Origin of the sequence: Nocardiopsis alborubida, from assembly GCF_012396365.1 — a bacterium.
Classification (GTDB): Bacteria; Actinomycetota; Actinomycetes; order Streptosporangiales; family Streptosporangiaceae; genus Nocardiopsis; species Nocardiopsis alborubida.
This window is the reverse complement of record NZ_JAAXPG010000021.1, coordinates 97,907-121,804: the sequence shown is the minus strand read 5'-3', so window position 1 is coordinate 121,804 and position 23,898 is coordinate 97,907. Positions and strand designations below refer to the sequence as shown.

At 73.1% G+C, this 23,898-nt stretch carries 17 protein-coding genes; 5 read left to right on the top strand and 12 right to left on the bottom strand.

The window, feature by feature from the left end; genetic code table 11:
* The first annotated feature begins 436 nt into the window (after window positions 1-436).
* Window positions 437-1,228 (top strand): AfsR/SARP family transcriptional regulator, encoded by a 792-nt coding sequence (locus HGB44_RS21390; protein ID WP_061083336.1) that lies wholly within the window; start codon window positions 437-439, stop codon window positions 1,226-1,228.
* Window positions 1,229-1,458: 230 nt separating this feature from the next.
* Here the strand turns inward: HGB44_RS21390 and HGB44_RS21385 are convergent, their stop codons facing one another.
* The gene (locus HGB44_RS21385; protein ID WP_061083337.1) at window positions 1,459-3,675 is read right to left on the bottom strand and encodes an MMPL family transporter; all 2,217 of its coding nucleotides are present in this window, start codon (window positions 3,673-3,675) and stop codon (window positions 1,459-1,461) included.
* Between the two features lie 149 nt (window positions 3,676-3,824).
* On the opposite strand from HGB44_RS21385, the gene HGB44_RS21380 reads away from it, so the two are divergent.
* Window positions 3,825-4,607 carry a TetR/AcrR family transcriptional regulator gene (locus tag HGB44_RS21380; protein WP_061083338.1) on the top strand — a complete coding sequence of 261 codons (783 nt, stop codon included), beginning with the start codon at window positions 3,825-3,827 and terminating at the stop codon, window positions 4,605-4,607.
* A gap of 95 nt (window positions 4,608-4,702) precedes the next feature.
* Window positions 4,703-6,061, top strand: coding sequence for a neutral zinc metallopeptidase (locus HGB44_RS32725; protein WP_168444095.1), 1,359 nt, complete (start codon window positions 4,703-4,705; stop codon window positions 6,059-6,061).
* A 111-nt stretch (window positions 6,062-6,172) separates the two neighbouring features.
* Here HGB44_RS32725 and HGB44_RS21370 read toward each other — a convergent pair whose 3' ends face one another.
* The 7 genes from HGB44_RS21370 to HGB44_RS21340 all read right to left on the bottom strand — a co-directional run bounded on the left by HGB44_RS21370 (window position 6,173) and on the right by HGB44_RS21340 (window position 16,164).
* Window positions 6,173-7,573 carry an FAD-dependent oxidoreductase gene (locus HGB44_RS21370; protein WP_061083340.1) on the bottom strand — a complete coding sequence of 467 codons (1,401 nt, stop codon included), beginning with the start codon at window positions 7,571-7,573 and terminating at the stop codon, window positions 6,173-6,175.
* A 53-nt stretch (window positions 7,574-7,626) separates the two neighbouring features.
* Window positions 7,627-9,555, bottom strand: coding sequence for a 1-deoxy-D-xylulose-5-phosphate synthase (gene dxs / locus HGB44_RS21365; protein ID WP_061083341.1), 1,929 nt, complete (start codon window positions 9,553-9,555; stop codon window positions 7,627-7,629).
* A gap of 231 nt (window positions 9,556-9,786) precedes the next feature.
* Window positions 9,787-10,572 (bottom strand): sulfite exporter TauE/SafE family protein, encoded by a 786-nt coding sequence (locus HGB44_RS21360; RefSeq protein ID WP_061083342.1) that lies wholly within the window; start codon window positions 10,570-10,572, stop codon window positions 9,787-9,789.
* A gap of 699 nt (window positions 10,573-11,271) precedes the next feature.
* Window positions 11,272-12,552: a sugar ABC transporter permease gene (locus tag HGB44_RS21355; protein ID WP_061083474.1), complete on the bottom strand. Its 1,281-nt coding sequence runs from the start codon at window positions 12,550-12,552 to the stop codon at window positions 11,272-11,274.
* On the bottom strand, window positions 12,552-13,349 hold the full coding sequence (locus tag HGB44_RS21350) for an ATP-binding cassette domain-containing protein (RefSeq protein WP_061083475.1): 798 nt from the start codon (window positions 13,347-13,349) through the stop codon (window positions 12,552-12,554). The genes HGB44_RS21355 and HGB44_RS21350 overlap by 1 nt, the downstream gene beginning before the upstream one ends.
* An 88-nt stretch (window positions 13,350-13,437) precedes the next feature.
* Window positions 13,438-14,580 (bottom strand): ABC transporter substrate-binding protein, encoded by a 1,143-nt coding sequence (locus HGB44_RS21345; RefSeq protein ID WP_061083476.1) that lies wholly within the window; start codon window positions 14,578-14,580, stop codon window positions 13,438-13,440.
* Window positions 14,581-14,988: 408 nt separating this feature from the next.
* Window positions 14,989-16,164 (bottom strand): ROK family transcriptional regulator, encoded by a 1,176-nt coding sequence (locus HGB44_RS21340; protein ID WP_061083477.1) that lies wholly within the window; start codon window positions 16,162-16,164, stop codon window positions 14,989-14,991.
* Between the two features lie 109 nt (window positions 16,165-16,273).
* On the opposite strand from HGB44_RS21340, the gene HGB44_RS21335 reads away from it, so the two are divergent.
* The gene (locus tag HGB44_RS21335; protein ID WP_061083478.1) at window positions 16,274-16,882 is read left to right on the top strand and encodes a uridine kinase family protein; all 609 of its coding nucleotides are present in this window, start codon (window positions 16,274-16,276) and stop codon (window positions 16,880-16,882) included.
* Between the two features lie 16 nt (window positions 16,883-16,898).
* Here HGB44_RS21335 and HGB44_RS32065 read toward each other — a convergent pair whose 3' ends face one another.
* From HGB44_RS32065 to HGB44_RS21315, 4 genes are all read right to left on the bottom strand, one after another.
* Window positions 16,899-17,174 carry an alpha/beta hydrolase gene (locus HGB44_RS32065; protein WP_231972660.1) on the bottom strand — a complete coding sequence of 92 codons (276 nt, stop codon included), beginning with the start codon at window positions 17,172-17,174 and terminating at the stop codon, window positions 16,899-16,901.
* A 138-nt stretch (window positions 17,175-17,312) separates the two neighbouring features.
* Window positions 17,313-19,631: a serine/threonine-protein kinase gene (locus HGB44_RS21325; RefSeq protein WP_061083479.1), complete on the bottom strand. Its 2,319-nt coding sequence runs from the start codon at window positions 19,629-19,631 to the stop codon at window positions 17,313-17,315.
* 204 nt (window positions 19,632-19,835) lie between these two features.
* The gene (locus HGB44_RS21320) at window positions 19,836-21,173 is read right to left on the bottom strand and encodes a hypothetical protein (protein WP_061083480.1); all 1,338 of its coding nucleotides are present in this window, start codon (window positions 21,171-21,173) and stop codon (window positions 19,836-19,838) included.
* Window positions 21,163-23,175 (bottom strand): hypothetical protein, encoded by a 2,013-nt coding sequence (locus HGB44_RS21315; protein ID WP_061083481.1) that lies wholly within the window; start codon window positions 23,173-23,175, stop codon window positions 21,163-21,165. The genes HGB44_RS21320 and HGB44_RS21315 overlap by 11 nt, the downstream gene beginning before the upstream one ends.
* A 347-nt stretch (window positions 23,176-23,522) precedes the next feature.
* Between HGB44_RS21315 and HGB44_RS21310 the strand changes: the two genes are divergently transcribed.
* Window positions 23,523-23,774 carry a hypothetical protein gene (locus HGB44_RS21310; protein WP_061083482.1) on the top strand — a complete coding sequence of 84 codons (252 nt, stop codon included), beginning with the start codon at window positions 23,523-23,525 and terminating at the stop codon, window positions 23,772-23,774.
* The last annotated feature ends 124 nt before the right edge of the window (window positions 23,775-23,898 follow it).

Below are 23,898 nucleotides of genomic sequence, written 5' to 3'. Positions count from 1 at the left end.
CACCGAGTATCGGGACGGGCCCTGGAGAGGACCTGAAGAGAACCTGAAGACCAGTTATGAAAGAAGCTCATATTTTTCCGCGGAAATCGCGTTCACCTGCGGAAACGGGGGAGCGATTAGTCGTTGGCCATGATCATCGGCCTATTGTGACTATCACCACACGAGATGGCCTGGGGTTTTGTCATCCCACCCTCATGCTGGGCAACCACGCGACACGACGCCGGAGAGGAACTTATCCATTACTTACGGCCATAACCTGCGTGTTTATGATCGTCTCGCCGCGCACGGCCCAGTCGAGCACGGCACAGCCGCGCAGGGCGACCCGCTCCGCACCGCACGGGAGTGACGTCCGGGACGGCCCCACGAAAGCGGCCGACGACCGGAGAAAGCAGGAGAAGAGCAACGCCAGAGAAAAACCGGCCGGAAAGACTCGGAAATGCACAGAACGCATCATCGGATCACCAGCACCGTGGCGATCCTGGGAGAGCTCGCGGTCACTGACGGAAACCGCGTCCTCGAACTGGGCGCGCCCCGGCAACGCGCCGTACTCGCCGCCCTGGCCCTCAACGCCAACCAGTCCCTGACCACGCAGCGCATCATCGGCATGGTCTGGGGCGCGACGCACCCCGCCTACGCCGCCAACCTCGTCCACAAGTACGTCTCCGGCCTGCGCCGGGCCCTGGCCGACCTGTCCCCGCAGCAGCGGGTCAGCATCGAGAGCGGCGGCGGGGGCTACCGCCTGGCGGCCAGGCTCGACCAGGTGGACATGTCCCTGTTCCACGCCCACGTCGACGCCGCGCGCGGTCTGCGCGAACGCGGTGAGCACGAGCGCGCGGCGGAGATGTTCGGGGAGGCCCTGCGCCTGTGGCGAGGTCCCCTGCTGGGCGAGCTGCCCGGCATCGCCTTCGACGACGAGCGCGAGTTCATGGAGACCGTGCGCCTGGTGGTACTGGAGGAGTACGCCACACTGAGCATCTCGGTCGACCGCCACAACGAGGTGGTGGGACTCCTGCGCGAGACCCTGCGCGACCATCCCCTGGAGGAGAACCTGGCCAGGCTGCTGATCCTGGCCCTGTACAAGTCGGGCCGCACGGCCGAGGCGATCCGCGTGTACCAGCGCCTGTCCACGCGCATGCTGGGCGAGCTGAACATGCCGCCCCGCCCGGAGCTGAACGACATGTACAAGGCGATCCGGCGCCACGAGCCGATCCCGACCACGCTCGTCTGACCCCCGCCTCCCGCCCGGCCCCGCACCCGCCGAGCACCCCGCACCGCAGTCCCACCCGCACCAAGCGCACGCGGCGACCCCCACGCCGGGCCCAGGCCCGCCCGGCGCGGGGCACACCGACGCTCCTGCGGCACGCACCCGACGCACTCCGGCCGCGGTGGTCGCGGCGCCGCCGACAGCGGTCGACCCCGCCCGGGATGTTCCCGGACGGGGTCAGCGCCGCGAGGCGGTCACACCCCCGCGTGCACCCTGCCGCTCCCGTCCCGCTCCGCGGCGGGTCCGGGCTCGTCCTCGTCACCGCCCTCGGAGATGCCGATCCGGTCGTGCAGCCAGCGCAGCGGCCGGGGCAGCCACCAGTTGGCCCCGCCCAGCAGGCGCATCGTGGCGGGCACCATGACCGCGCGGACCAGGGTGGCGTCCACGAACACCGCGATGGCCAGGCCGATGCCGATGATCTTCAGGAAGAGCAGGTCCGAGGTGCCCATGGCCAGGAGCACCACCATCAACAGGATGGCCGCGCTGGTGATGATCTGGCCGGTGTGCTGGAGCCCCGCCGCCACCGAGCGCGTGTTGTCGCCGGTGCGCAGGTACTCCTCGCGCACCCGGCTGAGCAGGAACAGCTCGTAGTCCATCGCCAGGCCGAAGGCCACGACGATGATCAGCACCAGGTAGGTGGGGTCGATGGTGCCCACCGCGTCGAACCCGAGCAGTCCGGAGAAGGCGCCCTCCTGGAAGCCCCAGACCACCACGCCCAGGGAGGCGCCCAGGGACAGCGCCCCCATGAGCACCGCCTTGACCGGCAGGACGATCGAGCCGAAGGCGAGGAAGAGCAGGAGCAGGGTCGCCACGGCGACGAAGCCCACGGTCATGGGCGCCGCGTCGACGATCGCCGCCACGTTGTCCTGCTGCATGGCGGGCACGCCGCCGACCAGGGTCTCCTCCGCGCCCTCCGGGGCCGGTTCGGCGCGCACGTCGCGCACCAGCTGGGCGATCTCGGGGGAGTCGGAGGCGCCCTCGTAGGCGACCACGACGTGGGCGATCCCGTCACCGGTGCGCTCCACACGCGCGAGCGAGGACTCGGGCAGGTCCTCCAGACGCTGGGTGTACTCCTCCAGGGCCTCGTCGGCGGCGCCGCCGAGCACCGCGACGTCGAGTGTGCCCAGGCCGCCCGCGGGGAAGTCGTCGGACAGCGCCTCGGTGGCGATCCGGCTCCCGGAGTCTGCGGGCAGGTAGCGCTGGTCGGTGGAGCCGAGTTCGGTGGAGGCCAGGCCGGAGCTGAAGACCAGCAGGACACCGCCGACCGCGACCAGGGACACGGCGGGGCCGCGCATGACGGTGCGGGCCAGGCGCGACCAGGCCCCCTCGTGCACGGCGCCGGTGACGGTGCGGCGGGGCAGCGGCAGCCGGAGGCGGTTGATCCGGTGGCCGACCACGGACATCAGCGCGGGCAGGAAGACCAGCGCGGCCAGCAGGTCGAACACCACGACCGCGATACCGCCCCAGCCGATCGACTGGAGGATGGGCTGGGGGAAGAAGAGCAGGCCCGCGAAGGCGATGCCGACGGTGATGCCGGAGAAGGCCACGGTGCGCCCGGCGGTGTCCACGGTGCGGCTCACGGCGTCGGCGACGCCGCGGCCCCGCCGCAGTTCCTCGCGGAAGCGGCTGACCATGAACAGGCCGTAGTCGATGGCCAGCCCCAGGCCCAGGATGGTGGCGACGTTGATCGCGAACACCGACACGTCGGTGACGTGGGTCAGGGCCCGCAGGAGGGTCAGCGAGCCCAGGATGGCCAGGCCGCCGACGGCGAGCGGGACCAGGCCCGCGACGAGGCCGCCGAAGATCAGGACCAGGAGGAACAGCAGGATCGGCAGGGTGATGAGCTCGGCGCGCACGACGTCGCTCTCGGCTCTCTCGGCCAGTTCGCCCTCGACCGCCACCGAGCCGCCCAGGTGGACCTCCAGGTTGCTGGAGGAGAGGTGGTCGGCCACCTCCTCGTACTGGTGGAGGCGGTCGGCGTGGGTCTCCCCGCCGAGGGTCACGGGGATGTAGGTGGCGTGCATGTCCTCGGACACGAGCATGCCGCGCTCGGGCTCACCGAGGTCCTCGTCGAGGTAGGTGTCGAAGTCGGCGACCACGTCCTCGGGCATGCCGTCGGCGACACGCTCGATCGCCGCGGCGAAGGTGGGGTTGTCCACCTGGATCTCGTCGCTGCGGTAGACCGCGACGACGTCGACGCCGTCGTGGCCCAGCTCCTCCTCCAGGACGCGCGTGGCCCGCGCCGACTCCGAGTCGGGGTCCTCGAACCCGCTCTCGCTGACGTCGGAGAAGACCCCCGAGCCCCAGAGCCCGGAGAAGAGCGCGAAGACCACGGTGGCGGCGAGAACCGCCCAGCGGAAGCGGTGGACCCCCCGTCCGAGCCGACCGAAAAGCCCCGTGTGTGTCGGCATACGCCGCCCCTTCAGGAAACAGACTCCATGTCCGTTAACACCGTTTGCTAACGGCGTTCACTAAAGCGTGCGGGCGTTACGCTGTCAACGTCGCCGACAAGGACCACAGCGCCCAGACCGGGCGCCCGAGACGGGGTGTAGCTCAGCAGATGACGAAACCGCAGCTGGACCGGGGGGCCGGGAGGCCGAGCCGCCGCGAACGTGTGCGCGAGGCCACACTGGCGGAGATCAAGGGGATCGCTCGCCGCCATCTGGTCGAGCAGGGGGCCGCGGGGGTGTCCCTGCGCGCCATCGCGCGGGAGATGGGCATGACCGCGCCGGGGCTGTACCGCTACGTCTCGGGGATCGACTCGCTGCTGGCGCTGATCACCGCGGACATGTTCCAGGAGTTGGGCGACGCGGTCGCCGCCGCCGACGCGAGCGTGCCCGCCGAGGACACCGACCTGCGCATACTCACCTCGCTGCGCGCCTTCCGGGCCTGGGCGATCGGGCACCGGGCCGAGTTCGCCACCATGTTCGGCCCGCGCGTACGCCTGATCCCCAAGGAGGACATCGCACTCGCGATGGACACCAGTCGGCGCTTCGGCGCGACCTTCTACGCCCTCTTCGACCGCCTGCTGCTGGAGGAGCGGTTCGTCCTGCCCGACGGGGACCGCATCACCCCGGAGCTGGCCCGTGAGCTGCGCGCCTTCGCCGACACCTGCGGCTTCTCCGCGCCGCACATCCCGGTGGAGGCGGTCATGGTGCTCAGCACGTGCTGGGTGCGCCTGTACGGGGTCGTGTGCATGGAGGTGTTCGAGCACCTGGACTTCGTGATGCACGACATGGAACCGCTCTTCGAGTCCGAGCTTCAGAGCATGCTGACGGGCCTGGGCGTCCACTACCGGCCGCCGGAGAGCAGTGCCCCGACGACCACGGGCACGTCCGGTTAAGCCCCATACTGGAGGTCTGCGACTCTTGCCGGATTCGCCCCAGGCGGAGATGACCCACCCCGGCACGCGGCGGCACGATAGCGAGGACTGACCCCGTGGAGAACCCATCCGGCGGTGAGCGGCCCGGAGACGAGACCCCCCGACCCGAGCGGCCCGGTACCGGAGGCGCCGTCGGCGGCCCCGGTGCCGAGGAGCCCGTCGGACCCGGACACGGAACGGACGGGAGCGGACCCGGCGAGACGGGGCGGACGCGGAGCGACGCGCCCTCCGTGCCCGCTCCCCCGTACCCCGGGCCGGCCGCGGGCTCCCCGCCGTACCGCCCCGTTCCCCCCGCCTCGGGACGGACACAGGTCGGTGCGCCCCACCACCCCGCCCCTCCCCTCGCCCAGCACGGCCGCCCCCTCCCCCCGGACGCCGGGTACGGCCCGCCCCCCGCCCACGCGCCGAACCCGTGGCGGGGACCGGCCGCCCAGGCGCGGCCCCATCCCTTCGCCCTCCCGCCCGGCGGCTACCCCGCCGCCCACCCGGGGTCCGGCTGGCAGCAGCCCGCGCAGCCCTGGCCGCATCCGCCGGAGCGGCCCTCGCGCCGCGGCGCGAGCGTCCTGCTCGGTTCGGCGGGTGCGGCCGTGATCGCCCTCGTGGCGCTGGCCGCGAGCATCCTCATCGTCGCCACCACCCCCCAGGAGGAGCCCCAGCCCGTCGGCGTCGACCTGACCGCCCACTACGACGACCGCCTCAGGGCGCGGCCCAACCAGGTGGAGGTCGACGCCGTCGACCACCCCCTCTACGACGTCGCCATGCCCGATCCGGTCGACTGCGACGTCCCCGAACTGGACATGGCCTCCGACGAGTCCTGGGAGGAGTTCGCGGCCGTCTCCGGGGACTGCCTGAACACGCTGTGGGCACCGGTGTTCGAGGACCTGGGCCTGTCCGTGGAGCTCCCCGAGTTCGCCGTCACCCGGGTCTCGCCCGACTCCCCCGACGCCGATCCCGAGGAGGGGTACACGCTCGCCTACTACGAGAGCGACCTGAGCCGCATCACCATCGTGCTGCCCAACGTGCGCCACCTGGGCGCCCTGCTCCCCCCGGGCCAGCGCGAGGAGGTCTGGCTCGCCCTGATGGGCCACGAGTACGGCCACCACGTGCAGTACGCCACCGGCATCCTGGGCATCGCGCACGGCATGACCTGGAAGGCCGAGGACGAGCGGGCCGAGCTGGAGGCCATGCGCCGCACCGAACTCCAGGCCGAGTGCATGGCCGGGGTGGGCCTGCGCGGGATCACCGGCGCCGACGAGGAGGCGCTGCGGACGGCCAACGACCACTTCAACGGCGGCGGCGACCTCGACACGCACGGCAGCGCCAGCAACCGGGCGTTCTGGCTGGAGCAGGGCTGGTCGCAGGCGACCGTGGAGGGCTGCAACACCTACGGCGCCACCACCGACCAGGTCGCCTGACGCGTCACCGCCCACCCCTTCGCCGCAGGCCAGAGCCCTTGCGTCACACCGGCGACGGTTCCGGCCGGTCCACGTCCGGCACCTGCTGGCGGACGCTCCAAGCCAGGGCGGTCAGCCGCCGACGACCCTGCGGTAGGCCTCCCAGCCGTGGAGCTTGACCCGCTCGCCCCGGTCCAGCTCCACGGCCTGGTCGGCCTCGGCGGTGTCGATGCGCAGCCAGTCCTCGTAGTCGCTGTGGGCCACCCCGCGCTCGTCCAGCACGGCCTCCAGGGGCACCAGCTCCGGGGCCGCCGCGCGCAGCTCCCCGGCGTCCTCCAGCAGGGCGCGCACGGTCGCGGCGGCGTCGGACTTGTTGGTGCCGATCACCCCGGTGGCGCCCCGCTTGATCCATCCGGCCACGTAGTCCCCCCGGACCGCGCCGCCGTCGGCGTCCAGGACGCGCCCGCCCTCCTGGGGGACGGTGCGCCCCCGGGCGTCGAAGGGCACCCCGGGCAGCGGGACGCCCGCGTACCCCACCGAGCGCAGCACCATCCCGGCGGGCAGGTCGCTGGTCCGGCCGGTCCCGGTCAGGCGTCCGTCGGCGTCCAGGCGGGTCTCCTCCACCCGCACGCCGCTCACGCGCCCCTCCTCCCGGCCGAGGACCTCCACGGGCCGGGCCCAGAAGTGCAGCCGTACGGTGCGGTCCCTCCCGCGGGGCTCGCGGGAGGCGTGTTCGGCCAGGAGCCGCAGGTTGGTGCGGGCGGCCCGGGCGACGTCGCGCGTCTCGGGGGCGCCGCTGCCCACGGCGGTGGGGTCGATGTCGACCTGTTCGGGGCGCACGACGACGTCGGCGCCGGGCAGCGCGAGCAGGTCGCGCAGCTCGGGAGCGGTGAACTTGGCCTGGAGGGGGCCGCGCCGCGACAGCAGGTGGACGGTGCGCACACGGCTGGCGGCGAGCACGTCCAGGACCGGCTGGGGGATGTCGGTGTGGCGGAGCTCGTCGGCGGTCTTGGCCAGGATGCGCACCACGTCCAGGGCGACGTTGCCCGCCCCGACCACGACGGCCTCCTCCGCGTCGAGCACGAACCGCTCCAGGGCGGTGTCGGGGTGCCCGCAGTACCAGTTGACGAAGTCGGTGGCGGCGACGCTGCCGGGCAGGTCCTCCCCCGGCACGTCCATGCGACGGTCGACGCTGGCGCCGGTGGCGTAGACGACGGCGTGGTGGGTGCGGGCCAGGTCGGCGCGGGTGAGGTCGGCGCCGAACTCGACCCCGCCGACGAAGCGCACGTCGGGGTGCTCCAGAACCCTGCGCAGCGCCCGGGCCACACCCTTGATCTTGGTGTGGTCGGGGGCCACTCCGTAGCGCACCAGCCCGTAGGGCGTGGGCAGGCGGTCCATGACGTCGACCCGGACGGGCACGCGCCGCTGCCGGGTCAGGGCGTCGGCGGCGTAGACGCCCGCCGGGCCGGAGCCGATCACGGCCACCCGGAGCGGTGCGGCGGTGCTGTGCTGCTCAGGTTCGGAGGAGCTCATGCGCCCATTCTGGCAGCCCGGGGACGTCCCCGGGCTGCCTGGGACACGTGTGCTCAGGCGGTCTCGCCGGCCAGTTCGCCGGCGGGCTTGGCTCCGTCGGTGTGCCGGGAGACCGTCTCGGTGAGGCTGCGGGACAGCTCCTGGGGGGTCAGGCCCTGCTCGCGCAGGATGTCGTCGCGCTTGGCGTGGTCCAGGAACTCCTGCGCGATGCCGAACGTGCGCACCGGGACGTCGACGTCGTGGTCGCGCAGCAGGCGGGCCACGGCGTCACCGACCGCGCCGGTGCGGCCGTTGTCCTCGATGACCGCGACGACGCTGTGCTCGGCGGCCTCGGCGACCAGGGCCTCGTCCAGCGGCTTGACCCACAGGGGGTCGACGACGGTGACGCCCAGGCCCTGGGCGGCCATCCGGTCGGCGACCTCGCAGGCGACCTGGGCCATGGTGCCCACGCCCACGATGAGCAGGTCCTTGGAGTTGCCGCCGTCGGCGGCGCGGCGCAGCAGGTCCATGGAGCCGACCTTGCCCACGGCGTCCAGCTGCTCGGCGACCGCGCCCTTGGGGTAGCGCACGACGGTGGGGGCGTCCTCGACGGCGACGGCCTCGCGCACCAGGGTGCGCAGGCGCTCGGCGTCGCGGGGCGCGGCCAGGCGCAGGCCCGGGACCACCTGGAGGATGGACATGTCCCACATGCCGTTGTGGCTGGCGCCGTCGTTGCCGGTGATCCCGGCGCGGTCCAGGCAGAAGGTGACGCCCTGGCGGTGCAGGGCGGCGTCCATGAGCACCTGGTCGAAACAGCGGTTGAGGAAGGTGGCGTAGACGGCCACGACCGGGTGCAGGCCGTTCATGGCCATGCCGGTGGCCGAGGTGGCGGCGTGCTGCTCGGCGATGCCCACGTCGAAGGTGCGCTCGGGGTAGGCCTCGGCGAACTTGTTGAGGCCGGTGGGGTGGAGCATGGCGGCGGTGATGGCCACCACGTCGGGGCGCTCCGCGCCGATCTCCACCATGGTGTCGGCGAAGACCGAGGTCCACTTGACGGCTTTGGGGCCGGGCTTGGCCTGGCCGGTGGCCACGTCGAAGGGACCGGGGGCGTGGAACTGGTCCTCGTCGTGGTTCTCGGCCGGTGCGTAGCCCTTGCCCTTCTGGGTGATGCAGTGGACGATCGCCGGGCCGCCGAAGTCGCGGGCGCGGCGCAGCGCCTTCTCCAGGGCCTGTTCGTCGTGGCCGTCGATGGGACCGAGGTACTTCAGGCCCAGGTCCTCGAACATCATCTGCGGCTGGATGGCGTCCTTGAGGCCCTTCTTGATGCCGTGCAGCGCCTCGTAGAGGGGCTGGCCGACCACGGGCGTGCGGTTGAGGGTGGTCTTGGCCAGGTCCAGGGCCTGCTCGTAGCCGGGGGCCATGCGCAGGGAGGCGAGGTGGTCGGCCAGACCGCCCATGGTGGGCGAGTAGGAGCGACCGTTGTCGTTGACCACGACGACCAGGCGCCGGTCCCGGCGCTCGGCGATGTTGTTGAGCGCCTCCCAGGCCATGCCGCCGGTGAGGGCGCCGTCGCCGATGACGGCGACCACGGTGCGGTCCGTGCGGCCCTGCACCTCGTTGGCCTTGGCCATGCCGTCGGCGTAGGACAGCGCGGTGGAGGCGTGGGAGTTCTCGACGAAGTCGTGCTCGGACTCGGCGCGGGAGGGGTAACCGGACAGGCCGCCCTCGGACTTGAGGTTGGTGAAGTCGTGGCGGCCGGTGAGGATCTTGTGCGCGTAGGCCTGGTGCCCGGTGTCGAAGATGACGGGGTCCTTCGGGGAGTCGAAGACCCGGTGCAGCGCGATGGTCAGCTCGACGACGCCGAGGCTGGGGCCCAGGTGCCCGCCGGTCTGGGAGCAGGAGTCGACCAGGAAGTCCCGGATCTCCTGTGCCAGCGCAGGGAGCTGGTCGGCCGGAAGCCTCTTGAGCGCTTCCGGATTGTGTATCGACTCGAACAGTGCCACTGTCTCGTCAGTCCCCTCGTCCCGCGTGTCCGTTGAGTTTGCCGTTCCGGGCCCCTGACGTGGGCCGGACTTGGCTACCGGCAGGTATGCATACCCGAGTTTATGGGCGTACGTCCACGGGTCCTACCCAACCCCGCGTGGGAGCGGCCCCCGGCGCGCCCACGCCGTCCGGTTACCGGGTTTTCGCGTACATTACTCGGTCCCCGAAGCGGTATCGCCCCTGGCCGCGCGTCATCCCAGCGCGGCCTGGGCGAGCAGGCCCAGCGCGGAGGCCGACACCACCGCCAGCAGGGCCACGCGCAGCCACCCGGCGTCGACGCGGCGGCGCAGCACTGTTCCGGCCAGGAAGCCCGCGACGACGAAGGGGATCGCGCAGGCCCCGACGACGGCGGTCCGGGCGTCCATCTGGCCGCCCAGGGCGAGGGCGGTCAGGGAGACCGCGCCGCCCAGGAGGAAGAACGCGGCCAGGGTGGCGCGGACCCGGGCGGGCTCCTCGTACTGGTAGAGCAGCGCCATGGGCGGGCCGCCGATCGTGGTGGCGGTGCCGGTGAGCCCGGACAGGGCCCCCGCCGCCACGAGCGAGACCGGGGTGATGCGCACCCGCAGGGACCAGACCGAGAGGACGACGGCCACCAGCACCATCGCCCCGACCGCGCCGGCGAGGGCTCGGGGCTCCAGGGCGGCCACCACCCACACGCCCAGGGCGGTCCCGGGAAGGCGCGCGGGCAGCCCCCAGGCGATGCCGCGCCAGTCCACGTGCCGCCACTCCTGGAGGAGCGTGAGCCCGGGCAGGACGATCACGGTGACCAGGAGCGCCCCCGGCACGAGGGTGGGGTCCAGGAAGGACAGGACGGGCGCGGCGACCATCCCGAGTCCGAGGCCCACGGTGCTCTGCACCGCGGCCCCGACGACGACGGCGGCCACCGCGGCGACGACGAACGCCACCACGTCGGTGGGGGCGAGCAGGCCGTGGCCGCTGGGCGCGAGGAAGGAGGCGGCGGAGAGTTCTACGGGCACGGCGTGCGACGCTACATTCCCACCGTCCCGACCGGGTTCAGGAGGTAGGTGGATGGGATGACCGCACGGGCTCGGCGGCCGTTCAGCTCCCGGGGACGGTGAGTCGGCGTAGAACGCACGGCGGTGGCGCGCCGCGGTAGAGCCTCCCCGCGCCAGCAGGTTGATGGGGTTGCGGGTCCGGTCTCCAGCCGCGCTTCGTCCCGGGGGGGGTGAGAGGGGACTTTCAGCGGTCCTGCGTCCCCGAGAGGTGAGGGGTGAGAGGTGCGCCCCTGAGCCGCGCCCGCCGCAAGGGAGTGAGAGGCAGAACGCTCTGGAAGCGCCAACCCCACCGGGGCTGAGGTAAAGCCTCCGGCACGCCATCAGCCACACGGCCTGTGGTCGCCCGCCAGATCGGGCCCCACGGGTGCGTGGTCGGGGTCTGCTGGAGGTTCTGCGCCAACCCCGCTGCACCCGGCACCAGCCCGGGCTCTACGCGCGCATGGTCGCATGGTTGCGCCTTGTGAGAGCCCGGCCCCCTTCGGTGCACCACCGCCGCACGCCCTGCACCAACCCCGACGGCGCGCGGGCAGCGGGCGAGCGGCAACGGGCAGCGCGAAGGCCCGGTCCGGCGCCTGGGGCGCCGGACCGGGTGGGAGGGGCGGGGACGGCGGGGAGTGGGCGCCGTCCGCCGCCCGGGGATGGCTCGCGTCGCCGCGCCGGTCAGGCTCCTCCCCTGGCGTGGGTCTTACGGCCCCGACGGGAGACGGAGTCCAGGATGACCGCGACCAGCAGGACGGCGGCGGTGATCATGAACCGGACCGAGGTGTCCATCTGCAACAGCAGCAGGCCGGAGGTGATCGCACCCAGGACCAGGCCGCCCAGCAGAGCGGAGTAGGCGTTGCCGCGGCCGCCGAAGAGGCTGGTGCCGCCGATGACCGCGGCGGCGATGGCCATCATCAGCTCCTCGCCGCCACCGGTGGCCACGCTCGCCGCGAAGTTGCGCGAGGTCAGCATGATCCCGCCCAGGGCCGCCAGGACGGAGGCGATGCCGAACACCGAGATGCGGATCATGTCCACGTTGATGCCGGCGCGGCGCGCCGCCTCGGCGTTGCCGCCGACGGCGTAGACCATGCGGCCGTAGCGGGTCTTGCGCAGGACCAGGTCGAGCACGACCACGAAGCCCACGAAGATCAGGAAGGCCAGCGGCACGCCCTTGTACTGGTTGAGCACCCACACGGCGACGAGGATCGGCACGAACAGCAGGGCCGCCCGGAAGAGGATCTCGGTCCAGGGCTTGTAGGGCAGGTTCGCCTGGCGCCTGCGCCGTTCCACCGCGGCCACGGAGACCACGTACAGGACGACGGCCAGGACGGCGAGCGCCCACCCCACCACCGGGACGAAGAAGGTCTGCGTCAGCAGCGAGATCGGCCCGCTCGGGCTGGTGTTGATGGTGCCGTCGGCGCCCATCAGGTACAGGTGCAGGCCCTGCCAGCCCAGCAGGCCGGCGAGGGTGACCACGAAGGCCGGTACCCCGAGTTTGGCGAAGACGACGCCGTGGATCAGGCCCACCACGAGGCCGACGACGAGGGCCGCGCCGATCGCAATCCACTCCGAGACGCCCTGTTTGACGGCCAGCACGCCCAGGACCGCTGCGGCGAGTCCGGCGACCGAACCGATGGACAGGTCGATCTCGCCCAGCAGCAGGACCATGATCACGCCGGTGGTCATCAGGCCGATGGCGGCGATCTGCACGGTGAGGTTGGACAGGTTCTGCGGCGACAGGAACCGGTCGTTGGCCGACTGGAAGACGACGGCGATGAGGATCAGGCCGATGACCACGGGGATCGGGCCCAGTTCGCCGCCGCGCAGGTTGCGGCGCAGGGCGTCGAGCCAGCCCTTGGGCGAGGCCGCCGTGGTCAGCAGGCGCGGGTCGCGCCTGGACTCGGCGGAGCCGCCCGCACCCGTGGCGGGTGCCTTGGAGACGGGGGTCTGCTGGGTCATCACTTGTCCTCCGTGGCCAGGGCCGAGGCGCCGGTGCGCTCCGAGCGGCGGCTGACCGGGTTGTCGGCGGCACCGGTGATGGCGGCCACGATCTCCTCGTAGCTGGTCTCCGCGACGGGGAAGTTCCCGGCGTTGCGGCCCAGGCGCAGGACCACGGCGCGGTCGGCCACCGCGCGCACGTCGGCCATGTTGTGGCTGATCAGCAGCACACCCAGGCCCTGGTCGCGCAGGCGCTCGATGAGGTCGAGGACCTGGGCGGTCTGGGCGACGCCCAGTGCGGCGGTGGGCTCGTCGAGCATCACCACGCGCGGCTTGCCCAGCAGGGAGCGGGCGATGGCGATGATCTGGCGCTGGCCTCCGGAGAGGGAGGCCACCGGGACGCGCAGGCTGGGGATCCGCACGGACAGCGAGTCCAGCAGCTCCATGGCCCGGCCCTCCATCTCGACCTCGTCGAGGGTGCCGGGGAAGTGCAGTTTCTCGTTGCCCAGGAAGAGGTTGCCGACGATGTCCAGGTTGTCGCACAGGGCGAGGTCCTGGTAGATGGTGGCGATCCCCAGGCGCTGGGCGTCGGAGGGGGCGTTGATGCTGACCGGCTTGCCGTCCCAGGTGATGGCACCGCCGCTGTCGGCGGGGTGGGCTCCGGAGATGACCTTGACCAGCGTGGACTTGCCGGCGCCGTTGTCACCGAGCAGGGCGACGACCTCGCCCTCGCCGACGTGGAAGTCGACGTCGCTCAGGGCGCGGACCGCACCGAAGGTCTTGGAGATCCCGGACAGTTCCAGGACTGGTGTGCTCATGCGTTCGCTTCTCTTCTCTCGCCCTGGCCCGGGACGGCGGGGCGGCGGGGCGCCCGGCCGTCCCGGGTCTGGGACGTCCGCACCGGCTCTACAGGGCTTCCTGGCAGAAGTCCGTGTCGGCGTAGTCGTCGGTGCAGATCTCCTCGATGCTGTAGATCCCGTCCGAGACGACCGTGTCGCCGACGTTCTCCGCGGTGACCGCGATCGGCTCCAGCAGGACGGCGGGAACGGTCTCGCCGCCTCCGTCCTCGACCTCGGTGAGCGTGTGCTCGCCCAGCTCGGGGTCCTCACCGGTGGCCAGGCCGACGGCCATGGCGGCGGCGACCTGGGCCTCGGGCTGGATGGCCTTGTAGACGGTCATGTACTGCTCACCGGCGATGATGCGCTGGATACCCGCGAGCTCGGCGTCCTGTCCGGTCACCGGGGGCAGGTCCGCCACGTCCACGCCCGCGCTGCGCAGGGCGGAGATGACACCGGAGGCGATGCCGTCGTTGGCGGCGTAGACGCCGGTGATCTCGTCCAGGCCCAGGGAGGTGATGGCGCCCTCCATCTGGGCGTTGGCCTCGTCCGGCGACCACTCGGGGGTGTCGAACTCCTGGCCGATCTCGATCTGCTCCTCGAAGACGCCCATGGCCCCGGCCTTGAAGCTGGCGGCGTTGGGGTCGGTGGGCGAGCCGTGCATGACGACGATCGAGCCGTCACCGGTGCTGCCCTCCTCCTCCAGGGCCTCCAGCAGCGACTCGGCCTGGACCTGGCCGACGCGGTTGTTGTCGAAGGAGACGTACATGTCCGCGCCGCCCTCGGCGAGGCGGTCGTAGGCGATCACCGGCACACCCTGGGACTTGGCCTCGTTGACCGTTCCGGCCGCGGCGGCGGCGTCCACCGGGTCCAGGACGAGCACGTCCACACCGTCGGTCAGCATGGCCTGGGCCTGGGTCTGCTGCTCGCTCACGGACTGGTCCGCGTTGGCGTAGGAGATCTCGCAGTTGGGGCACAGTTCGCCCATCGCCTCCTCGAAGAAGGGGCGGTCGAAGGCCTCGTAGCGGGCCGTGTGGAGGTCGGGCAGGAGCAGCCCGACGTGGAAGCCCTCCTCCACGGTGTGGGTCTCCTGCTCGGCCTCGCCGCCGGTGGTCGTGAGCGAGCCACAACCGGAGACGAGGAGGGCGAGAGCGGCTCCCGCGGCGGCGAAGCCGACGGCCGTGTGCCGCGGTGTGAAGCGTCGTGCGTTCAACGCTAGGTACCTCTCATGACGGGGGATGCGGACGGTGGAACTCGCGAGTGGTGGAGTGAAGTCAAACCCCGCCGCCACCTTGCCGTCAACTCCTGAACACATAACCGAAACATCACGGACCTTGCGTTCAGATTGTGAAACCACGGAAAACCCAGGCCAGAGCGGCGTTCTGGACGTGTGAGCTCACGTGAAGGAGTTTCGGTTTTTACCGAACGACGGCCCGCTCCGGCACTGACCTCGGTGTTCGCCGCCCCGTCAGCCTACGTGCGGGCCCTGTTCAGCGAAGGACCCGGCCGCGGCCCGGTCCGCAGCCCGACCTGCCGCGTTCCCTCGCTGGAGGCCCGCACGCCCACCGCGGGAACGCGGTGCGACCGCACGGCGCTTCCCCGTCACCGGCGGCACAAGAAGTCAGTTCGCCTGCTGGGCGGCCATGCGCAGCGCCCCGTACAGCGAGGCGTCCCTGCCCAGCACGCTCGGCAGCAGTTCGAGCCGCTCCAGGGCGCTGCCCAGCGAACCCAGCTCCATCGACCGGCGCATCGGCTCCAGCAGCAGGTCACCGGCCTCGGCCAGGTCACCGCCCACGACGACCCGGTCCGGGTTGAACAGGTTGGCCACGATCGCGGTGCCCTGGCCCAGCGCGGTGCCCGCCTCGGCGATGATGCGGCGGCTGCCGGGGTCGCCCTCCAGCGCCGCGGCCACCATGTCCGGGATCCGGGCGGGGCCGGGGCCGCGGGCCACGTCGGCGTTCTGCGGCAGCATGTCCAGCAGGTAGCTCGCGCCGACGAAGGTCTCCAGGCAACCCCGGTTGCCGCACCGGCACACCTGCCCGCGCGGGTCCAGCGCGATGTGCCCGATCTCCCCGGCCGTGCCGCCCGCGCCGCGGAAGAGCTGGCCCGACATCATGATGCCCGCGCCCACGCCGTCGCTGATGACCAGGTGGACCACGTGCTCGGCGCCCACGCCCGCGCCCCGGTGCTGTTCGGCCAGGACCGCGAGGTTGGCGTCGTTCTCGGCCAGCACCTCCAGGCCCAGCCGCTCGGTGAGCGCCTTGGCGGGGCGGAAGCCCGCCCAGCGGGTCAGACAGGAGATGCCGCCGACCTCGCCGGTGCCGGGGTCGATCGGCCCCGGGATGGAGGCCACCACGGAGGAGACGGCGCCCCGGTCGACCCGGCTGCGCAGCAGGATGGTCTCGGCCAGCCAGGCGGCCCGGCGCACCCCGCGCTCGGCGTCGGAGGCCACGTCGTAGCCGATCTCCTCGCGGGCCAGCATGTTGCCGTCGCTGTCGCCCACCGCGACGCGGACGCCCCCGGCGGTGAAGTCCACGGCCACGACCGCCCCGGGCTGGCGCACGAGGGTGATCGCCTTGGCCCGGCGGCCGTTGGAGGAGGTGTTGCGCACCAGGACCGTCCCGGCGGCGCGCAGGCCGCGGACGATGTTGGAGACGCTGGCCGCGGACAGGCCGGTGGCCCGGGCCAGCTCGGCCTGGGTGCGGGTGCCCTCGCTGCGCAGCACGTCCACGACCCGCCGCTCGTTGGCCCGGCGCAGGGCTGACTGTGATCCCGGTGTCGCGGCGGCCTCGGTCACCAGGTGCCCTCCCCCTGCTTTCGCGGCCGAGTTTCGGCACTGTTGCGAGGAATGCTACAAGCAATGAACGCAAGCCGGAACTTCGCATCCGCCGCGTTAGGGTCCGAAGGTGAGCAGAGCACGCATCAGCACCGCCGAGCCCGGGTGGGCCGACCTCCTGGCGCGGGCTGTCCCACCGCCCGTCCGGGCCTCGGCCCGAACGCGCGTCGTGGCGGTCGAGGGCCGATCGGGCGCGGGCAAGAGCACGGTGGCCGACGCGCTGCGCGCGGCCCTGATCCGGCGGGGCGAGGCCGCCGCCGTGCTGACCATGGAGGACCTCTATCCGGGCTGGCGCGGCCTGGACGAGGGCTCCGAGCTGCTGCGTGAGCGGGTGCTGGCCCCGCTCGCGCGCGGGGAGCGGGCGGCCTGGCGGCGCTACGACTGGGGGCGGGGGGCGTTCGCGCGGGAGTGGACGGCGCTGCCCGGCGACGTGGCGGCGGGCGGGGTCCTCGTGGTGGAGGGCGGCGGCTCCGGCGCCGCCGCCGGGCGCGGCCTGCTGGACCTGCTGGTGTGGGTGGACGCGCCCGACGGTGAACGCACGCGGCGGTTGGACGGCCGGTGGGACGCGTCCGTCTACGCTCCGCACCGGCAGGCGTGGGCGGAGCAGGAGGAGGCGTTCCACCGGCGCGACCGCCCCCGGGAGCACGCTGACGTGGTGGTCGCCAACCCCGCCCGGTGACCGGCCGCCGGACCGCTCAGGCCCCGGCCCCTCCCGGCGGTCGCCCACCGTCGCGGACCGGTTCGCGGGCCTCGCGGACGAACCCGGTGATGGTGTCGAGCACGGCCGCGTCGGAGAGCAGCGCGCTGTGCCCCAGGCCTGAGGTGGTGACCAGACGCGCGCGCCCGTGGTGGGCGGCCAGCGTCAGGTGCGACTGCGCCGTTGGCACGACGGCGTCGTGCTCGTCGTGCAGCAACAGGAGCGGCTGGGTGAGGCCGGAGGCCCCCTCGGCCACGGAGAAGCGGGTCCACACGGTCGGATCGCCCCCGAAGTGGTACTCCTCGACCGCCCGGCGCAGGGCCGAGACGGCCCGTGGGCCCAGGTCGAGTGCCGCGGCGAAGCCGTCGATGGTGAAGGCGAAGTCCGAAGCGCGGTCGGCGCGGCGCGCGGGTCAGCGCCGCCCGCAGATCTCCCTGGCCCTGCGCAGGTCGTCCTGGATGCGGGCGACGCCCGACGTCAGCTGCGGCAGCTGCGCCGCCGCGCCGTTGAGCTCGTGGGAGCGCTGGTTGCGCCGGGCCACGCCGCCGGAGACGACCCGCACGGTCACCTCCAGGGCGATCGCCCCGACCAGGCCGAGCACGCCCACGGACATGAGCAGGCCCGCGGCCCCCTCCACGCCGTTGCCCGTCGCCATCCCGGCGAGCAGACCGGCGGGGATGCCGAAGATGGCGAACCGGCAGATCCGCAGGCTCAGGAGCAGCTGCTCCTGGAGCCTCACCCCGCGGCGCAGGGCGGCGTGGTCGGTGCTGACCTCGTTGTGCCGGGTCTCCCAGCTCCGCCGCTGCTCGGCCAGCGACCGCATGGTCGACAGGGCGCCGTAGACCACGGCCGCGTACCCGGCGCTGACGGGGACCGGCGCCCCCTCGACACGGCTCCAGAGGATCGACACCCACTCCCCCAGACCCGTGTCACCGCCGTCGCCGGGCGGCACCAGGCGCTCGGGGCGCAGCAGGAAGGCCAGGATGAGGCCCGCGCTCACGCTGATGCGCGCCGCGCGCCAGCCCTCCAGCTCGCCGGTGAGCTGCTCCTGGAAGGCGTTGGCGGCCCGCTCGGCCTCGTCGAGCTGCTCGGCGAGGCGCATCAGGTCGGCGGAGTCGGCACCGTGGTGGGCGCCCATGGTCCTGAGCACGCTCGGGCGGGCCATCAGGACCATCTCGTTGGCCTTGGGCGCACCGGTCAGCAGGGGGCGCGGGTCGTCGAACATCTCGCCCAGCTCGGCCACGGTGGCGCCCCGGCCGCGGAAGATCGGCGGCAGGTCGGGGCGCAGCTGGGAGACGAACGAGGCCAGCGCCAGGTTGGCGTCGTTGTTGACGTGCCCCCGGAACAGGGAGCGGTCCACCGTGGTGTCGCCGAGGTCGTCGACGAGCCAGGCGCCCAGGGCCGCCCGTTCGGCCGGGTCGCTGAAGACCTGGACGGCCGCGCTCCAGTTCTGCTGCATGGCCTCGGCCAGGTCTCCCGGATCGGTGAACCGGATGCCGTGGAAGTGGTACGGGGGTACGCCCGGCCGGTACGGCGGCGAGGTGTGGAGGCCGCTGGCCGGACCCGCCCCGGACAGCGGGAGACGGGACGGCGGCGTGTGGGCACCGTTCACCGCACCCGTCTCGGAGGGCGGGGAGTAGGGCGGCGGAGCCGTGGAGTACGACGGCGCGGACGGCGGCGCCAGACCGGCCGCGGCGGCGCCCGGGGCCATCTGCGTGTAGGCGCGGGTCGCGTCCACCGGAACCGAAGGAGCCACTCGGGTGGGGTGGGCCCGCGGGTGCTCGTCGGGGGCGACCCGGGTGGGGCCGGTCTCCACCCGGGTGCGCGCGTCGGGCGGAGGCAGGACCCGGGTGCCGCCGTCGCCCGGCCGCGCCGGGGCCGCCGAGCGCGCGGCCGTGCCCTCGGCGGGTGCGGAGATCAGCTGGTTGAGCAGGGTGGTGGCGTCGGGGCGCCGGTCGGGATCCTTGTCCAGGCAGGCTCGGACGATCCCGGCCAGCGGCTCGGTGAGGGGGCCGAGGTCGGGCTCGCCGCCCAGGATGCGGGCGATGCGGGAGGCCTGGGTCGGCCCGGGGAAGGCCTCGTGCCCGGTGGCGGCGTAGACCATCACCGAGCCCCAGGAGAAGATGTCCACCGCCGAGGTCAGCCGCATGCCCTCCAGCTGCTCGGGCGCCATGTACCCGATCGTGCCCACCACACCGCTGGCGGTGACCGAGGTGGTCTCGACCGCGCGGGCGATGCCGAAGTCGATCACCCGCGGCCCGTCCGCGGCCAGCATGATGTTGTCGGGTTTGAGGTCGCGGTGCACGACCCCGGCCGCGTGGATCGCGGCCAGCGCGGTGGCCGTGGAGACGGCCAGGCGGTGCAGTTCGACGCCGCCGCGCGGGCCCGCGGTGGCCACGGCGCGCTGGAGCGTGGGTCCGTCGATGAACTCGGTGGCGATCCACGGCTCGGCGGCCCCGGGGTCGGCGTCCAGGATCGCGGCGATGCAGAACCCGCTCACCCGCCGGGCCTGCTCGACCTCGGTGCTGAAGCGGCGGCGCATCTCCGGATCCCCCGCCCAGCTGGCGTGCAGGATCTTGACCGCGGCGCGACCGCCGTCGGGGTCCTCTCCGAGGAACACCTCCCCGAAACCGCCGCGCCCCAGCGACCGCACCAGCCGGTACTTCCCCGCCGTGCGGCCGGAGGGCTGGCCCGCCCCGCCGCTACCCTTCTGGACGTGCTGGTCCTCCACCAGGCCACCCCGTATCCGTCGTCATCGCTTCCCCCGGCGAACCCATGACGGGCCCGTGGGAACTATAGCCACGTTTCGGTCGGCCCGGACCCGGGGACATGGGCGGGCACCGAAGTCCCGTCCCCTCTGGTCCGATGCCCTGCGGGGGCGAAACGTTCTCTCCCCGTGCCCGTCCGAATACCTTCCCGCGTCACGGCCGGACCGTCAGCGGGCCCGCCCCCGGGGCCGGTGGTCGCCGCGCTGGACGCGCTGGACGAGGTCGTCGGTGAGCGTGCCGTAGCCGGTGGCGGCCCACACGCTCTCCTCCGCGGGCACCTCGTAGTAGGGCACCTGCGCGCCCTCGTGCTCGGCGGGCAGGACCACGGGACGCGCCCGGTTGCGGACGGCCTTGGCGCAGTCGGCGCACAGCGGGACGCGGATGGTGCGCGTGCCGCCGAACTCCCGCCAGGGCGTCACCTTGGTGTTCGTGCCGTGCAGCGGGTTGGCGTAGCAGTGGCGGCGCCGGACGGCGGAGCGCGAGCCCCTGGCCGCGCTCTCCAGCGCGTCCTCGGCGATGTCGAGCAGCACGAGCACGCCCACGGCGTCGGGCAGGGTGGCTCCCTCGGCGGCCATCCGGTCGTGGACGGCCGCGGCGGCGGACCGGGCGTCCAGGGCGCGCTGGAGGCTCTGGCCCGACTTGGCGTCGGCCCCCGGGTCCGCGTCCATGAGGCTCAGACGCTCCCCCACCTCGATGAGGTCGCGCTCGCCCTGTTCGACCAGGGAGTCCAGCTGGGCGCGGTCGGCGTTGTCGAAGGCCGCGTGCTGGGTGATGGAGGCCGCCCTGCGCCTGCCCACGCGTGCGGTGAGGCGGCCGCGCACGAACAGCGCCGACATGATCACGAGCAGGACCGCGATGACGGCCCCGACCGCGAACAGCGGGCCGGATCCCGTGCCGCTCCCCTGCCCGGCGCCCCCGCCCATGCCGGTGATGTGGGGATTGGCCTCCTCGTAGGCCTGGAGGGCCGCCTCGTAGGCCGCGCGCGGGTCGTCGGACAGCGCGGCCTCCACGGCCGCGTCGGCCTGCTGGAGCATGGAGCCGTCGAAGTCCGTCCCGTAGGAGGCGGCCAGGGCCCCGTGGTGCGCGGGGGCCGCCTCCTGGACACCGGGACCGTAGTCCTCCCCGTGGAACCCCGACGCCTCCTCGTAGGCCAGGTAGTGCCCCTCGCCGCCGCCCCTGCGGTCGTGCACGACCGACACGAGCGTGGCCGCGTCCCCGTTCCAGGCGTCACCGACCGTCAGGGGCACCGCGATCACGTACAGGTCCAGGTCGGAGGACTCGATGACCCCGGCGACGCGCTCCTGGTCCTCGGCCGGGAAGGCGGACTCGTAGGCGGGGTCGACGTAGACCGGCGACTCCTCCAGCGCGTCGGCGATGGCCTGGGTGCGGTCCTGCGCGTCCAGGTCCTGGGCCAGGGCGGCGGTCGCGGGGCACAGGAGCAGCACGGCGCAGGTCGCGGCCAGCGCCCGCGCCGTGTACCGGGCCTGCGGGGAATCAGCGGGCATCGATCTCCTCCAGGAGCCTCTCGGCCATACGCGCGGGGTTCTTGGCCCCGAAGCGGTACTCGACCCACGCGCGCTCGTTCATCGACAGGTGGTCCCGCCGCGTCCCCGCACCGTCGCGCACCCGCAACAGGGCGGCCGTGCGCTGCTGGTCGGTCAGGTCGGCGCACTCCCGGCACACGGGGAACAGGCCGCGCCGGTCCCGTGGACCGGTGCGCTTGAACGCCGTGGCGGGGCCGTGCAGGGGGTTGACCATGCACGGAGAGGCGTTCGCGGAGCCGGGGTCGTCCAGCGCGGCGTGCGCCCTGCGGGAGACGACCGCCACGCCGACCAGGTCCAGGTCGTCGGGGTCGGCGTCCATGACCATCAGAGCCGCCTCGACCGGGGGCATCATCGATCCGGGGAGGCTCGTGGACCGGTCGGAGGAGACCAGGGCGGCCAGTCGCGCGCGCTCGCGCTCGGCGGTGCGGCGCAGGGCCCGCGATGAGGGCTGGCGTTCGCGTACCCCGCGCGAACCCCGTACCAGGAGCGCCGTTCCCAGCACCGTGCCCAGCAGGATCGCGCCGAGCATGGGGCCCAGGAACAGCGCCCCGGCCCAGAAGTCCTCCCAGAAGCGCTCCGTCCGCGGTTCTGGAACGGTCGTGGGGGTCTCGGGGGGCAGCGGGTCCCCCGCCTCCGGTTCGCGCGGGAGCTGCTCGATCGCGTCCAGCAGCAGGCCGAGCTCCTGCGCCGGGGTCGTGGCGCCGCCCTCGTCCAGCTCCCGGTCCAGGTAGTAGGACTCCAGGCCGGTCCCGAAGGCGAGCACGGTGGTCTCGGGCGTCTCCTCGTAGGACTCCTGGGTGATGATCGCGTAGACGCCGTCCTCACCCAGGACGTGGTGCATCGCGTGCGCGAACCGGTCCGGTTCGCCCTCGCTCTCGTCGGTGGCGGCCATCGGCAGGACGACCGCGTACACCGGGACGGAGGACCGCTCCGCGCGCTCGGCGACCTCCGCGAGCCCCTCGCGGGGCAGCGGGCTCAGGGGGTCCACGTAGAGGGGGCCGTCGCCGAGCCCGTCCAGCACCCGTTCCACGCGCACGGTGGAGGGCACGTAGGGCGGCTCCGACCGGGCCTGTTCCAGGGGGTCGGGGAGCTCGTTCGCGTCCAGGGGCACGCTGTCCATGTAGTGCAGGGCCCCGGCCACACCGGCGGCGGGCAGGGCCAGCCCGAACACCGCGGCGACGGCGACCGCGGCGACCGTGCTGCCTCCCCTGCGGCGCGTCCACCACACGTGGAAGAGGGACAGGGTGAGCAGCGCGCCGGTCGCGGTGCTCACCAGGAAGCCCAGGTTGCTGGGCCCGACCGACCTCGTCGGGTCCAGGTCCTCCAGGAACTCCTCCCAGGCCGTGGGGGTCCGGTAGGCGTCCTGCTCGGCGGAGTACTCCTGCCGGAGGCGGTCGGCCGTGGCCTGCGCGTCCGGGTCGGCCAGGGCCAGCGCGAAGGCGTCGGCGACCTCGTCGAGGGGGGCGCCGTAGTAGTTCAGCTCGGGGGAGTAGCGAACCGCGTCGGAGGCGGCCTCCACCGGGAGGTCGACGCCCGCGGCCCGGGCCAGGGGAACGCTGTCGGGCTGGAGGAGGACGTAGAGGCCGTCCGCCCCGACGCGGTCGGCCAGGGCGGGCAGCATGTCCCCTCCCCACTGCGGCTCCGTGCCGGGGAAGGGGCTGGCCACGACGTGGTAGGGCACGTCCAGGGCGCCGAAGGAGTCGTGGAGGTCGGCCTCCAGCTCCTCCAGGTCGTACCGGCCGACCAGGGCGTCGTCCACGACCACGGCGGCGCCCTCGCGCTGCTCGGCCAGCAGGGCGGCGTAGTGCTCCGCGGGGGTGGCACGCTCCTCGTGGGCCCCGGCCCCGGGCTCGGGTTGCGCCGAGGCGGGGGTGGTGGCGCCGAGGACCGGGAGGAGGATCAGCAGCACCGGGAGAACGACGGCCGAAATGAGCCGTGAGCGGGGGCTGGTGGGGCCGGGCATGCGGTGAGCATAGCGGAGGTTTACGGACATCAGCCGGGGTGGGACCCGTCCGCGGCCCCGGACGCCGCCGGGGCGGGAGGCCCGGGAGAGCCCGCCCCGCCCGGGATCCGGCCGCCGCACCCGTCGGCTTCCGCACGCTCCGCACACGCTTTTTTGCTGAATGTCTCGATTTTGGATTTTAGTCAGCTTTCTGGTGTTCCCCCTTGGCCTGCCCGGCCGCAGGCTGGGAAGCGGGGAGAACGCCCGGTGGTTCCACGCGCTTTCGCACCTCGCGGACAGCGTCGACCTGCGACCGCCCGCACGGCGTCGGAGTCCCCGCACCAAGCCACGAAGGGAAACCCACTGTCATGCAGAAGAAGACCCTGCGCCGCATCGCGATCACGGCCGTCGCCGCACCCGCTCTGGCCTTCGGGGCCCCGGCCCTGGCCTCGGCTGACGCGTACTACGAGACGGAGACGAGTGGCGCCGGCTCCAACGGTGCTTTCCACCACGAGCTCGAGGCCTTCGCCGGTGACGGCAAGTCCTGGTTCGAGGAGTCCTTCAGCGTCGCCGGTGAGGGCGGCGCCTACTCCTCCGAGACGGAGAGCGGCGCCGGCTAGGGTCGCCGACTCCCGAGGACGGCTCCCGGTGCCGCACGGCGGCGCCGGGAGTTCGCGTGTCCGGGGCGCGGAGCGGGCGCGACGCCACCCGGGGCCGTCCGCCCCGCACACGCGGGGTTCCGTG